12 protein-coding genes are annotated in these 12253 nt (G+C 60.0%); 6 read left to right on the top strand and 6 right to left on the bottom strand.

What is annotated here, in order from left to right; genetic code table 11:
* Nucleotides 1-22 precede the first annotated feature (22 nt).
* Complete coding sequence (locus tag MET49242_RS19430) at nucleotides 23-346, bottom strand: hypothetical protein (protein WP_144259704.1); 324 nt, start codon at nucleotides 344-346, stop codon at nucleotides 23-25.
* A 391-nt stretch (nucleotides 347-737) separates the two neighbouring features.
* Between MET49242_RS19430 and MET49242_RS19425 the strand changes: the two genes are divergently transcribed.
* Nucleotides 738-1859, top strand: a complete 1122-nt coding sequence (locus MET49242_RS19425) for a LuxR C-terminal-related transcriptional regulator (RefSeq protein ID WP_036285472.1) — start codon at nucleotides 738-740, stop codon at nucleotides 1857-1859.
* 511 nt (nucleotides 1860-2370) lie between these two features.
* Nucleotides 2371-2697 (top strand): hypothetical protein, encoded by a 327-nt coding sequence (locus MET49242_RS19420; RefSeq protein ID WP_036285470.1) that lies wholly within the window; start codon nucleotides 2371-2373, stop codon nucleotides 2695-2697.
* A gap of 24 nt (nucleotides 2698-2721) precedes the next feature.
* Here the strand turns inward: MET49242_RS19420 and MET49242_RS26270 are convergent, their stop codons facing one another.
* Nucleotides 2722-3009 carry a hypothetical protein gene (locus MET49242_RS26270; protein WP_244452960.1) on the bottom strand — a complete coding sequence of 96 codons (288 nt, stop codon included), beginning with the start codon at nucleotides 3007-3009 and terminating at the stop codon, nucleotides 2722-2724.
* Here MET49242_RS26270 and thpR point away from each other — a divergent pair.
* Nucleotides 2896-3441, top strand: a complete 546-nt coding sequence (gene thpR, locus MET49242_RS23565) for an RNA 2',3'-cyclic phosphodiesterase (RefSeq protein WP_244452950.1) — start codon at nucleotides 2896-2898, stop codon at nucleotides 3439-3441. The genes MET49242_RS26270 and thpR overlap by 114 nt on opposite strands.
* Before the next feature lie 88 nt (nucleotides 3442-3529).
* Here thpR and MET49242_RS19405 read toward each other — a convergent pair whose 3' ends face one another.
* Nucleotides 3530-5575: a M3 family metallopeptidase gene (locus MET49242_RS19405; protein ID WP_036285467.1), complete on the bottom strand. Its 2046-nt coding sequence runs from the start codon at nucleotides 5573-5575 to the stop codon at nucleotides 3530-3532.
* Between MET49242_RS19405 and MET49242_RS19400 the strand changes: the two genes are divergently transcribed.
* From MET49242_RS19400 to MET49242_RS19390, 3 genes are all read left to right on the top strand, one after another.
* Nucleotides 5574-5930: a hypothetical protein gene (locus tag MET49242_RS19400; protein WP_144259703.1), complete on the top strand. Its 357-nt coding sequence runs from the start codon at nucleotides 5574-5576 to the stop codon at nucleotides 5928-5930. The genes MET49242_RS19405 and MET49242_RS19400 overlap by 2 nt on opposite strands.
* Before the next feature lie 27 nt (nucleotides 5931-5957).
* Nucleotides 5958-6776: a sugar phosphate isomerase/epimerase gene (locus MET49242_RS19395; RefSeq protein ID WP_036285464.1), complete on the top strand. Its 819-nt coding sequence runs from the start codon at nucleotides 5958-5960 to the stop codon at nucleotides 6774-6776.
* Between the two features lie 145 nt (nucleotides 6777-6921).
* On the top strand, nucleotides 6922-7671 hold the full coding sequence (locus tag MET49242_RS19390) for an SDR family oxidoreductase (protein WP_036288804.1): 750 nt from the start codon (nucleotides 6922-6924) through the stop codon (nucleotides 7669-7671).
* Between the two features lie 110 nt (nucleotides 7672-7781).
* On the opposite strand, the gene MET49242_RS19385 is transcribed toward MET49242_RS19390, so the two are convergent.
* Genes MET49242_RS19385 through MET49242_RS19375 form a run of 3 tightly spaced genes read right to left on the bottom strand, consistent with a single transcriptional unit; the run spans nucleotide 7782 to nucleotide 12070 of the window.
* A complete protein-coding gene (locus MET49242_RS19385) occupies nucleotides 7782-8351 on the bottom strand; it encodes a L,D-transpeptidase (RefSeq protein WP_084679228.1) in 570 nt (189 codons plus the stop codon).
* Nucleotides 8352-8391: 40 nt separating this feature from the next.
* On the bottom strand, nucleotides 8392-10587 hold the full coding sequence (gene eutB, locus MET49242_RS19380) for an ethanolamine ammonia-lyase (protein ID WP_036288798.1): 2196 nt from the start codon (nucleotides 10585-10587) through the stop codon (nucleotides 8392-8394).
* Between the two features lie 52 nt (nucleotides 10588-10639).
* Complete coding sequence (locus tag MET49242_RS19375; RefSeq protein ID WP_036285462.1) at nucleotides 10640-12070, bottom strand: ethanolamine ammonia-lyase reactivating factor EutA; 1431 nt, start codon at nucleotides 12068-12070, stop codon at nucleotides 10640-10642.
* Between the last annotated feature and the right edge of the window lie 183 nt (nucleotides 12071-12253).

Below are 12253 nucleotides of genomic sequence, written 5' to 3'. Positions count from 1 at the left end.
AGGGACTTTCTTGGCCAGAGCGTCAGGAGGCGACAGGCGGCGCGCGCGAGCGCTTTTCACCGGCGCCGCGCGGTTTGAACGGATCGATCCAGTTGGGCTGGAAAAAGACGAGACGGCCTTCGAAAAGAGGCGCGCAGTGGAACGGCTCTTTGCCGGGCAGCGTCGGCGACGTCGCAATGGCGCAATCGCTGCAATGGTCGAAAGCCGCGTCCGCGTGACCGGGATTCGCCTCGGGGCGATCGGCGGTTTGCGCGCCGGTTCGGGATTCGATGCAGAACCATTCGCCTGCGACGACAGGCGCGCGCACAGTCGTGAGCGCAAGATGCGCGAAGAGCGAAAAAGCCATGAAGAGCGCGCTGAACGTCACTCGACCGGGCCCTGCCCTCCACCGCTTGCGAGCTGTTGCTTCTCCGCGCCGCATGATCCTGGAGAACCTTCTCGACGATTTCCTGCAAAATTCGCAGCGTGGCTGACGAATCCTCAAATGCACAATGAGTGTAGCTGTGCAATGCGTTCGGCGGCCCCTCCCGATCGGGAGGGGCCGAGCGGCTTATCTCGATATTTCTCCACGATGTTGCAGCGGCGCCACGGTTCGATTATCCTGTCAAGGCAGAGACAGGCGATGTTTTTCTTGTCTTCTGGAGGCCATGGAGAAAGGCGCGCGTTTTCGTGCATGGACCGTGGCCACGCCGGTCTGATGGCCCGAAAACGCGGCGCGACGATGCGGTGAGAATCTCATGACACAGGCGCAGGACAAGGCGGCGTGCGCCGCGATCGTCAAAAACATCGATGACGCGCGCGCAGACCCGAGCCTTTGGCCGGGCGCATTGAACGAAATCGCGCAATATCTGAACGCCTCTTTCGCCGCGCTGATCTTCGAAGACAGCGCTTCGGCGCTTCTGGAGCTGAAATATTCGCCGCACGCCGAGAAAGGGTGGATCACTGAATTTCTGCGGCATTATCGGAAGCTCGATCCCTTGCGCGCGCGCGCCTTCGCCGACATCGGCGTCGGTCGCGCCTTTTCGTCTTCCGACCTCGTGTCGAGCGCGCGTTTTCAGCGCAGCGCCGCCTTTCATCGATGGATGGCGCCGCATGGGCTCCTGGATTTTCTCGGCGCGGTGCTGCATCGCTCAAAGAACGGCGCCTGCCTGTTCGTCGCTTTTCGCGACGAGGCGAGCGGCGCGGCGGACGAGATTTCCAAAACTCGCCTGAACGCCCTCCTTCCGCATCTGGCCCGCGCAAGTGAGGAGGGGCCGGCGAGCGCTTCGCTCGGCGACGAACTTCTGGATTTGTTCGGCGAGCTTGCCGCTCCAGTCCTCGTCGTCGACGCCGGGATGCGAATCCTCTATCGCAATCGCAGCGCGGAAGAGATGCTCGAAAATCATCCGGCGCTCAACGCGAAAAACGGCGTGATGACGATCGTCGACCCTCGCGCAAAGGAAGCGCTAGAGGCGGCGCTCGGCGCGAGCGGCGACGGCAAGACGAGCCCCGAAAGCCTTGCAATCATGCTTAGGAGCGGCGACGAGCGGTGCTGCGTGATTCATGTCTTGCGCTTGCATGACGGTGGCGCGGCACTCTTCGTGCGTAGCCTTGCTCTCGGAGCGGTCCACGGCGGCGGCGTGGTCTCCGATCTATACGGCCTGACCGCGCGCGAGCGCAGCGTGCTTCTGGCGATCGCCGAGATCGGCGGCGTTCCGGCGACCGCAAAGGCGCTGGGCCTCAGCGAGGGCACGGTCAAAGGCTATCTGAAAAGCATTTTCCAGAAGACCGGCGCGACGCGTCAGGCCGATCTCGTCAAACTCGTACTTGCGCTCGAATCGCCGTTCCGGGCGGGCGCAAGGGAGAAGTTGACCGCGTGAATGGCCCTGTCCGCCGATCGCCCAAGCCTGTCCGCCAGCCTCAGAGTCTCACTCAAGCTCCAAATCTCGACGACACAATGCTGTCCATCGACAATGTACGAGTTACTTTGACAAACGGTGCGGCCTCCGTGTTGAGCAACTGCCTCGGTAAGACCGTCCCACCTGTTGCTGTTGGAAATGCGTCAGTCAGAGCTTCGCTGGGCCCCAGACTCTGACCTGAAGGGGACACTCGGCTTTCGAGGATTCGGACGAAGCTAGCCCTGGCCACGTAAGGGCAGGGCTAGCCGAGAAAGAGAACGTCGGGATCGACGCCGCATTGTCAGGGTCTCCCTCGCGCCGGGAGGCGCGGACGCGGCGTCGCTTTTCCCCCGGCCCCGGGCGTATGAGGCGTCAGCCCACTCCGCTCTGCCAGCGACGGCTACAGCATCTGAATGCCTGTTTTTGTGGCGCCTCAGCGTTTCCGGCTTGTTTCCTCCCCGCACAAATATCTGATTTTAAATAACCACAGCGCATGGACCGGTTATTGCAACTCGATCGCGCGAACACGACAAAATCCGATGCGATGGAGACGAGCAAAATGAAATGGGTGGCTTTTTTCGTCGCTTTCTTCGCCTGCAGTCCCGCGGTTGAGGCGCAGCAGGCGGACCCCAATCCGCCCACGAAACAGTCAGGCACCTCGAGCTACGGCGGCGGCACCACCGAATACACCACGGCGACCGGCCGACAACTGGGAAGTGTTACGACCATCGGCGGCACAATGTATTTCACCGACGCGGACGGCAGGGCCCTGGGAACGGCGGAGACAATCGACGGTCACAGAGTTTATAAGACTTACTGACGCGGTACGCCGGCACGAGCCGATCTACCCCGGCCGAGACAAGGGCGCGCCGGGCGTCTTCGCCAACTGGAATGCGGGCGACGTCCGCCCGCTGGCTGTCTTTGTCGCAGCTGTAATCTGATCGGCCCCCGGATGGTGACGCCGCTGAAGGAAACCGACATCGCGAAATCCGGCGAGAATGCCGCGACTGCCCAGCAAATGCGCATATTCGTGGGCGTAAAGGTCGCGCCAGGGATCGCTGGCGACCTCGCCGGTCTGGCGCGAGAACTCGAGCATGCCGCCGTTCGGCTCGTGCGGATCGCCGATATTCACCTTACGCTCGTGCCGCCATGGAATGAGACGTCACTCTCGCAGATAGCCGAAAAGATCCGGGCGACAATAAATCGCTTTGAGCCATTCACGCTGACATTTCGGCGCCTCTGTTATGGCCCCCGGCCCGAGCGGCCCCGTCTGTTATGGGCGGAATGTGTTGTACCGAACGAAGTCGAGCTATTGCGCGCCGAGCTCCTTAACACGTGCGGCGCAAGCGACGAGCGGCCATTCCGGCCGCACGTCACGCTCGCCCGCCTGCGCGGCGACGGAAGAGCGATCGCACGGCGACATCCGATCGATCGGGAGCTTTCCTTCACGCAGCGGGTCGATTCAATCGAGATCTTCCGCTCGCCGCCGCCCGGCGCAACCGGTTACGAGATCCTCGCGTCTCTGCCGCTGACGGAAGGCCGCCGCGCGGCGTCAGAGGCCTGATGGCGCAGATTTCCGGGACAGGCGGAAATCTGCGCCATCATCGGAACCAGACAAGGCGAGACCCATGCTTTGACGCCATGTGACGAATTCAGTCGGCGAAGCCGCGTTGGCGCAGCAGCGGTTCGACGGTCGGCATCCGGCCCCGAAAGGCCAGATAGGCCTGCGCCGCATCCTGCCTGCTCCCGGCCGCATAAATGAAATCACGAAGCTTCCTTGCAACCTCCGGCGCGAACGGGTCGCCCGCCTCCTTGAAGGCCTCGAAGGCGTCGGCGTCGAGGACTTCGGCCCACAAATAGCTATAGTAGCCCGCGGAGTAGCCGTCGCCCGAGAAGATGTGACTGAAATGCGGCGTGCGGTGGCGCATCACGATTTCCTCGGGCATGGAAATCTTTTCCAAACACTGTTTTTCAAAAGCGCCAACATCCAGTTCGCTTCGTGTATCGCGCTCATGCAGATCGAGGTCGACGTATGCCGAGGCGCAAAACTCCACCGTTGCGAAACCCTGGTTGAAGTGACGCGATCTGACGATGCGTTCGAGCAGGTCGTCCGGCATGGGTTCGCCGGTTTCCGCATGCAGCGCGAATTCGCGAAGCACGGCGGGCTCCAGCAGCCAGCGCTCGAAAAGTTGCGACGGCAGCTCCACAAAATCGCGCGCGACGTTCGTTCCCGAAAGAAGCGGATAAGTCACATCCGAAAGCATGCCATGCAGTGCATGACCAAATTCGTGAAACAATGTGCGCGCGTCGTCTAGACTCAACAGGGTCGGTTCGCCTTCCGCCCCTTTCGTGAAGTTCATGACATTGACGACGATCGGTCGAACATTGCCGTCAAGCTTATGCTGTGACCGAAATTCCGACATCCAGGCGCCGCTACGTTTCGATGGCCGCGCGAAATAGTCGGCGAGGAACAACGCGACATGCTCGCCCTCTCCATCCAAAACCTCGAAGGCGCGCACTTCCGGATGATAGAGCTCCAGACCTTGCAGCTCCCTGAACTGAACCCCGAAAAGCCTCCCCGCCACGCTGAAAGCCGCCGCGATCATCTTCTCCAGTTGAAAATAGGGACGCAGCGCCGTCTGATCGAGATCGTATAAATTCTTCCTTTGTCGCTCGGCGTAATATCGCCAGTCCTGCGCCGCGATCGCGAAATTGGCGCCGTCTTCGTCGACGATCGCCTGAAGATCAGCGCGTTCCTCCCACGCGCGCGCCAAAGCCGGCTCCCACACGCGGTCCAGCAGCTCGCGCACGGCGGCGGGCGTCCGGGCCATAGTGTCGTCGAGCTTGTAGTCGGCAAAGCTCTCATAGCCAAGGAGCCTGGCGCGGCGGTCGCGCAGTTCGAGAATTTCCGCGATGATCTTGCGATTATCCGTAGGGCCGCCGCTTTCGCCGCGGCTCGCCCAGGCGCGGAAGACAGCTTCACGCAAATCGCGGCGAGCGGAGCTTTGCAGGAACGGTTCCGCGCTCGAGCGGGCGAGTGTCACCGCATATCTGCCAGCCGCGCCGCGATCCGCCGCGAGGCGCGCGGCCGCCGAACGAAAATCTGGCGACAGGCCTTCGAGATCGGTCTCGTCCAGCAACAGCAAATAGCTCGACTCATCGGCGAGGACATTTTGCGAGAACTGGGTCGAAAGAACCGCGAGCCGCTCCATTATCGCAGCCAGCCGTTCTTTTTCTGCTTCCCCCAGTTTCGCGCCGGCGCGCACGAAGTTTTTGTGGACAAGCTCCAGCACGCGCGCCTGCTCCGGCGTCAGCGCGAGGCTCTGGCGCTGCGCATGGAGGGCGTCGATCCGGCGAAAAAGCGCCGCATTCATGGAAATTTCGCTCGCGTGCCGGGAAAGCGCGCCCGAGACCTCGCGTTCGATTTCCTGAAGCTCCGGATTTGTGTCAGTGGCGGTCAGGTTCCAGAAGACGGCGCTGACGTCGTTCAGCAACCGGCCTGATCGTTCGAGGGCAGCGATCGTGTTATCGAAACCGGGGGGCGCCGGATCATCGGCGATACGCGCAATCTCCTTGCGATGCTCGGAAAGCGCGGCGTCGAACGCGGCTCTGAAATGCTCGCCGCGTATCATGCCGAAAGGCGGAAGCCCAAAAGGGGCGCTCCAGACGGCAAGGAGAGGGTTGGGCGCAAGGGACATGGATTTTCCTCGAAGCGGGATAGGATTCATAAAGAATATTGCCTCGTCGCGCTCCTTGCCAGAGCGGCGGACGATCGAATCCGGCGGCGGTCGAAAAAACCACAAGCAGCAAACCTTGGTAAATCTGCGCCGCTCGAGGGAAAAATTATTCGGCTATCTGTTCGATCTCCGCCCCCGTCGTCCATACGGAAGCGGCCGTGTCCGTGACATATCCTGCGGCCATGACCACGGCCTCGAGTCCAAGGTCACGGCAAGCCACGACGACGGCGACCGCAAGTTCGAGAAGGCGATCCCCGTAATACCGCCGACGGCCATCGATATTGAATCCATCGCTGACCTATGGAAACCTGCATGAGGCCGCTTTCAACGTTGTGACATACCCATGCGCGTCGCGATTTCAAACCTTGCTTGGGACGCCGACGAAGACGATCCCATAGCCCCGCTGCTGGCGCGCTTCGGTATCGACGCGATCGACATCGCGCCGGGCAAATATTTTTCCGATCCCGGCAGAGCCTCTGACGCCGACATCTCGCGTCTGCGCAATTTCTGGCGTGATCATGGCGTCGAAATCATTGGCGCGCAGGCCTTGCTTTTCGGCGCACCGAATCTGAACATTTTCGGCGCTGCGGAAAGCCAACGGGCGACGATGGAGCGTTTATCGGCCGTGAGCCGCATTGCTGCGGGCCTCGGCGCAACGCGACTCGTGTTTGGTTCCATACGAAATCGAAATCGCGCGCATCTCGGAGATCAAGCGGCTTTCGATATGGCCGTCAGCTTTTTCCGTCGTCTGGCTATGATCGCGCAATCCTGGGGCGTATTCATATGTCTGGAGCCCATTCCTTCACGGTATGGATCGAATTTTCTTACAACGACGGTGGAGGCTGCACGCATGGTCCTCGCGGTGAACGAGCGAGCGATAAGGCTTCAACTCGACACCGGAACGATCGCCGTCAACCGAGAGGATCCTGCGGCCGTAGTGAGCGATTTTGCGTCCATCATCGGACATGTCCATGCGAGTGAGCCGGATCTTGCTCCCTTGGGCGCAGGCGACGCTGATCATGCCGGGACGGCGCGGGCCCTCGCGCGGCATTTACCTGAGCAAGTCGTGACCGTCGAATTTCTGGCGACGGAAAATGAACCGCACGAAAGCGCCGTCGTCCGTTCTCTGTCGATCGCCGTGCGGCATTACCGAGAGATATGAATAGCGCTGATGCATCTCGAGTCGCGTCAATGGCGACGACCGCAATCGTTGCGCACCACCAATTCCTCAATGACGCTTTCCACGCAATTTGCGCCGCGACGACAAGGCAGCTGACGGAATCGCGAAGATCAGATATGGAATCGTCATGAAGACAATCCTCGTTACAGGCGCCACCTCCGGATTTGGCGCCGCATTCGCTCGCCGCTTCGTCAAAGACGGACATCGCGTCATCGCTACTGGGCGTCGCGCCGAGCGTCTTGCGGAATTGGCGTCGGACGTCGGCGGGAATTTATTTACCGCAAAGCTGGATGTCACGGATTTATCCGCCATCACCGATTTTCTGGCGGCGCTCCCGGAAGGCTGGCGCGACATCGACGTGCTCGTGAATAATGCGGGGCTTGCGCTGGGGCTATCTCCGGCATGGGAGGCCTCGCCAGAGGATTGGGACACGATGATCGCCACCAATATCTCCGGCCTTGTCCATATGACGCGCGCGATCCTGCCCGGGATGGTCGCGCGCAATGACGGGATCATTCTCAATATAGGATCGACGGCAGGCGAATATCCATATCCCGGCGCGCATGTTTATGGCGCGACCAAGGCTTTCGTACGACAATTCTCCCTCAATTTGCGCGCAGATCTCGTGGGGCGGAATATCCGCGTGACAGACATCGAGCCGGGTCTCGTCAGCGGCTCGGAATTCAGCAAGGTGCGCTTCGGAGGCGACGACGCGAAGGCGGCGGCAGTATATGAAGGCACCCAGCCATTGACGGCCGAAGATATCGCGGAGACGGCGTCATGGATCGTTTCGCTTCCACATCACGTCAACATCAACCGAATTGAAATGATGCCGACCTGTCAGGCCAGCGCTGGCCTTGCTGTCAAAAGGAGCTAGCAAGGCGAGATTCGGATTTTAATCTCCGAGAAGACGATGTGTCGGACAGGGACCGTTTTTAGCATCATTCGACTTCCAGCGTTCCTTGCAGACATGAAATCCTTTCGCGATCAGGGAATCATCAAAACAGGCGCGCCTATTCTGACCCGATCAAAGAGGTCGATGACATCCTCGTTCAACATGCGAATGCAGCCATAGGACGCGGCCGTTCCGATCGACCGGCGCATTTTTCTGCTCGTCCCGTGAATGGCGATATGAAGTCGATCAAGCGTGATTGCGCGTGCGCCCATCGGATTTCCCGGCGCGCCTCCGGGGATGATATCCGGCAATTCAGGATGGTCGGCCTTGACGCAAGGCGGCGGACTCCAGTCAGGATTGATATATTTTCCGCTGACATGAGCTGCGCCCGCCCATTCCTTTCCCCGCTTCGGGACGGCGATCCGATAACGGATTGCAACGCCGTCGCCGACAACAAAAAACAGCGCGCGCTCCCTGACCTTTATGATAATCGCGCCTGCCGACGCTGACGGCGAAAACCCGACGACTTCCCGTGCGCGACCGATGTCAGGGAAGATAACGGCGCCAGCGATCAACGATGCAAGAATGAGGACCGACCAAGTCTTCGCTGAGCGGCGCCTGTAACGAATCCGCGGGGCGCAAAGCGCACATAGCCATTTCATGGCTGTTCGACCCTCTCGATTGATGGGAAATGCGACACATTTACGTCCCGACTTTTTCCCCCAGCACACGCTCCAAACGGTTGCCGGCCGCGCGATGATGCAATATCTGCCCGGCGCGTTCGGCGATCAGGCTGCCAGCTTCAACAGGGGGCAAACCCTGACGATAGATATTGGAGATGACCGTATATTCGTAGCGGATGTCGCCATGCCCGCTCGAGGCGCGCGCCGCATTGCGAACTTCGTCGTCTTCGAGTCGATAAGCGAGATAGGCGGACATGCTGCGCGCGGCCATGGCGTCGCCGCCGGGCCTCTCCCCGATCAGAATAATCACCAGCTTCGACTTCAGGCTATTGCCGATCTCCTCGGCAAGTTTTACGCGACCATAGGGCGCGAGGATAGGCGTTCCGACGGTAATCTGCTGCTGAGCTAGTCCATCCATCAGGACCGGCAACAACTCGGCAATGTTGTGATGAATCGCCTCGGCGCTCAGTCCATCTGAAATGACGATCTGAACATCAAACTCTTCGGGCTGAAGCCTTGCGCGCAGTTGCCCGTCGAGTCGCGCGCCGAGGTCCGGGTTATTCAGATGATCGGCCTTCGAACCGGCCTTTGTCGAAATTCGGCGGAAGTCGAAAGACCCAAGTTTCTCCGCCGATATATCGGTGTAAATTGCTTCGCGGGCGGCCGCGATGTTTGCCTTGATGTCGCGCGAAACCGCGTTCGCTGGCCGTGGCCCTGCATTCTCCCAGCCATACGCCGCCGGTAGATTTTCTCGCAGTCTCTGCAATTCCATGTCGGAATCGCAAAATATGCGGGGATTGCCCCAGTTCGGTCCACGTTCGAGCGCGCCTTCGGCGTCCCGTTGAAAAATTCCGAGCTCCATGGCCCATGCCGCAAATTCCGGCGCCGGTTCGAGGCCATATGTCTCCCGCATCGTCTGATCGTCGTGCGACGAGGTGTCGAAATAGGCGAGCATCCGATCGACGCCAAGATAGACATCCATGAAATAATTGGCGCCGGCGGCCGAAAGAAGCTGGGCGGCGATCTGCTGCCCTTCCATGGTGATCTCGGAATGAAGGGTGTAGCAGGGCGCCATCCCCATCGGAATTCCGAGGAGCTTGCCGATGAAATGATCCTGCAGATTGGACAGGATCATTTCGACATTTGTACGGTGCGTTTCCGGCCCGATAAAACCGGTCACATTATTGACCATGAACGGATCGTAGCGGCGCGCAAGACCATAGCAGAGCGCTTCGGTCGTCGTCATGTCCGCGCCATTGTGCTTTCCGTAACTGACTTCGCTCCCCTGTCCGGTCTCGAAATACATGAACTGCTTCGCGCCATCGCCAATCGGTCGGCGCTCCAGCATGACGCGATATGCGCGATCGAGAAGATCGACCGTGCAATCGAACTCCTCGATCAGCGTCCGATCCGTTCCTGCAAGACTCTGGAACATGATTTCGACCGGATCGCCCCTTTCCAGGCAGGCGAGCTGCGTCTTTATGTGGGCCAGAACGCAAATCTGCGTCGGCGCGCCGGTTTGTCGCCGAAGCTTGTCGAGATGGTTTAGAATTGCGCTGGCGTTGTCGACCGTGTCTATTGCGGGATTGAGACCGATGAGAGCGTCTCCGGCGCCCAGACTCAGACCCGTATAAACGAGGAGGGTGACGGCGGACAGATCGTCGGTCGGGTGATTGGGCTGCAGACGGGAGGACAAGGTTCCGGTAAGTCCGACCGTCGTTCGCGCGGCCGCGGAGCGTTTCAGCTTCTTCGCCGAATAGACCAGTTCGTGGACATCCATGAGCTTTGCGATCGCGGCGGCCATCACCCCGGTCAATGCGGTCCCCAAGCGCTTTATTGCCGGTGCCTTGTTTCGCAGGATGAAATCCTTGGCTTCCCCGACAGTCAGATCGGCGAATTCGGCGAAGACGGGGAGATCGATATCGTAATTTACCCGCATGACCTGATCGACCCGCCCTTGGCCGTCGGTCAATGGGCGATCGTAGAGATGCCTCAATTTAAGATTTGAAAGAATTTTTCGCGCCGCTTCTCTCTCGACGTCGTTTTGCGCGGCGAGCGCGGCAAGTCGATCGCCAGCCTTGTCGAAATCCGCAGCGCCCAAAAGCGCTTTCAATCCCACGAACCTGAAAGACCTGTCGAACAGACCGATTTCATACGCCTCGTCCGGCATCGGCGTCGGGACATGGATTTCGGACAATGGCTTAAGCGCAATCATCTCCCGCGTCCTCCGCTTCCATTCCACCCTTTTGCGCCAACGCGCGCGAACTTCAGTTCATACCATAGAAGGAAACCGGAACCACGCCGCTTCGCCTTGCTCCGAGATTTACGAACTGCGCTTTTCGCGTCGGAATTTCGTCTATGACGATCAGTCTCCGAGCGGAGGATTTCCAGGCGGTCGCGTAATTGCCGAGAGCCTTGCCTACATTAGCGTTCGTCAGAATCACGAGCGGCGCGTCGGATGGAAGACTAGCTTCATTGAGCGCTTCCGAAATCGTCAACCCAAGCTTCTTCACATCGCCGTAACAGGGCGACGTTTCGTCCCAGGCAAGCTGGATGCAAACACCGCGTCGAGAACCTCCGGCGAGTTTCAGCGCTCTCGACAGTGTGCGGGCGTCAACCCTCGAGGAGAGCGACGCCACGATCGGCAGATCGGGAAGCGGAAGGGCGGCGGCGCCGAGGAATAATGTCGTGCCGGAAATTTCGGTGTTGTTATAGGTGAGGCCCTGTACCGTCGCGCGTCCCCTATGTTCCGGAACGAAACGCTGAATATCCGCCGCGAGCCGCTTATCGGCGACAATAGCCTGAGCAAGGTTGACGCCGAGATCGCCATAGGCGGTTGTCGCCGGCGACGCTTCTCCCGCGCTGATAGCGTAAACGAGTTCGCCGACGCCGCCGGAGAATGTCACCGCCGGCGCAATCGACGCATCGTAAACGCAAGGCGCGGGCGCAATGAGACGACCAAGCGGATTGTCGAAGAACTCATGATCTTGTTCGACGATCGCCACTAACGCATCCGTCAGATATTTCGTCAGACGAGCGACCGCCTTGCTGGATAGATCGGACCCGACCGAATGTTCAAAACCGAAATTCTCGAGCATCGCTGCGCCGAAACGCGAGACATTTACCAGACGATAGCCTTCCGGCTCGAACTCGAAATGACGCGCGCCAATGAAGTAGCACCCGACAGCCTTGACATCGCCGGCCAGCCCAAGGGCCGGATTCGTCGTGCCGCCGCCGATGTCCATATTGAGTATCGGTTGTTCCGGATGGGCGCGAGAAACCGCCGCGCCCGCGCCCATGAAGGCGAGCCATGATTCCAGGCGCGGATCGTCGGCTGTCGCAACAACCGCGTCGCCAAGCAAGTCAATGACGGTCGCCCTCAGCGCGTCGGCGTTCTCCCGCTCCGCCGCCAATCCTGTGACGATCGCGCCGCCGGCGAAAATATCCTCGCGCGCAGTCCCGGCCTCCGTGAGCCATGACAAGACCCGGGACCGTATCGCCTCGAGATCGAGTTTTTGCTGATTGAGCGGCGTGAAGATCGGGTCAGGACGATAAATGGCGCGAGGATTACGAAGCGCCATTCGCCCGGTGACGCAATTGCCGGAGATTTCCGCCTGTAATGCGAGAAAACTTGTCGTCGTCGAGCCGAAGTCCAATCCGACCAGCTTCACCTGGTTCAAACCGACGCGTGCAACCATCCCCCTGCGGCTCCAGTCAAAAGACATTCGCAGTTGTTATTTAATGTCGCCCGGCTTGCCGAACAGGGATGGAGGCGATCGGGTTTCTCGCGCCGCATAACCGGGAAAAAAGAGCCGGCCCGGCCATTTGAGCCGGGCGCCTCGATGATTCCATCGCCGGGGCGGGCTTTGTCACCCCATCGT

This window comes from Methylocystis sp. ATCC 49242 (assembly GCF_000188155.2).
In the GTDB taxonomy this organism is placed as follows: domain Bacteria; phylum Pseudomonadota; class Alphaproteobacteria; order Rhizobiales; family Beijerinckiaceae; genus Methylocystis.
This window is presented reverse-complemented; position numbering and strand designations above follow the sequence as displayed.

Bases quoted from the DNA above. Each gene is read 5' to 3' on its own strand.
- MET49242_RS19395 (WP_036285464.1), top strand. From the start codon at position 5,958: ATGCGCGTCGCGATTTCAAACCTTGCTTGGGACGCCGACGAAGACGAT.
- MET49242_RS19430 (WP_144259704.1), bottom strand. From the start codon at position 346: ATGGCTTTTTCGCTCTTCGCGCATCTTGCGCTCACGACTGTGCGCGCG.
- MET49242_RS19375 (WP_036285462.1), bottom strand. From the start codon at position 12,070: ATGGTTGCACGCGTCGGTTTGAACCAGGTGAAGCTGGTCGGATTGGAC.
- MET49242_RS19400 (WP_144259703.1), top strand. From the start codon at position 5,574: ATGGATTTTCCTCGAAGCGGGATAGGATTCATAAAGAATATTGCCTCG.
- thpR (WP_244452950.1), top strand. From the start codon at position 2,896: ATGCGCATATTCGTGGGCGTAAAGGTCGCGCCAGGGATCGCTGGCGAC.
- MET49242_RS19405 (WP_036285467.1), bottom strand. From the start codon at position 5,575: ATGTCCCTTGCGCCCAACCCTCTCCTTGCCGTCTGGAGCGCCCCTTTT.
- MET49242_RS19420 (WP_036285470.1), top strand. From the start codon at position 2,371: ATGGACCGGTTATTGCAACTCGATCGCGCGAACACGACAAAATCCGAT.
- MET49242_RS19390 (WP_036288804.1), top strand. From the start codon at position 6,922: ATGAAGACAATCCTCGTTACAGGCGCCACCTCCGGATTTGGCGCCGCA.
- MET49242_RS19425 (WP_036285472.1), top strand. From the start codon at position 738: ATGACACAGGCGCAGGACAAGGCGGCGTGCGCCGCGATCGTCAAAAAC.
- eutB (WP_036288798.1), bottom strand. From the start codon at position 10,587: ATGATTGCGCTTAAGCCATTGTCCGAAATCCATGTCCCGACGCCGATG.
- MET49242_RS19385 (WP_084679228.1), bottom strand. From the start codon at position 8,351: ATGAAATGGCTATGTGCGCTTTGCGCCCCGCGGATTCGTTACAGGCGC.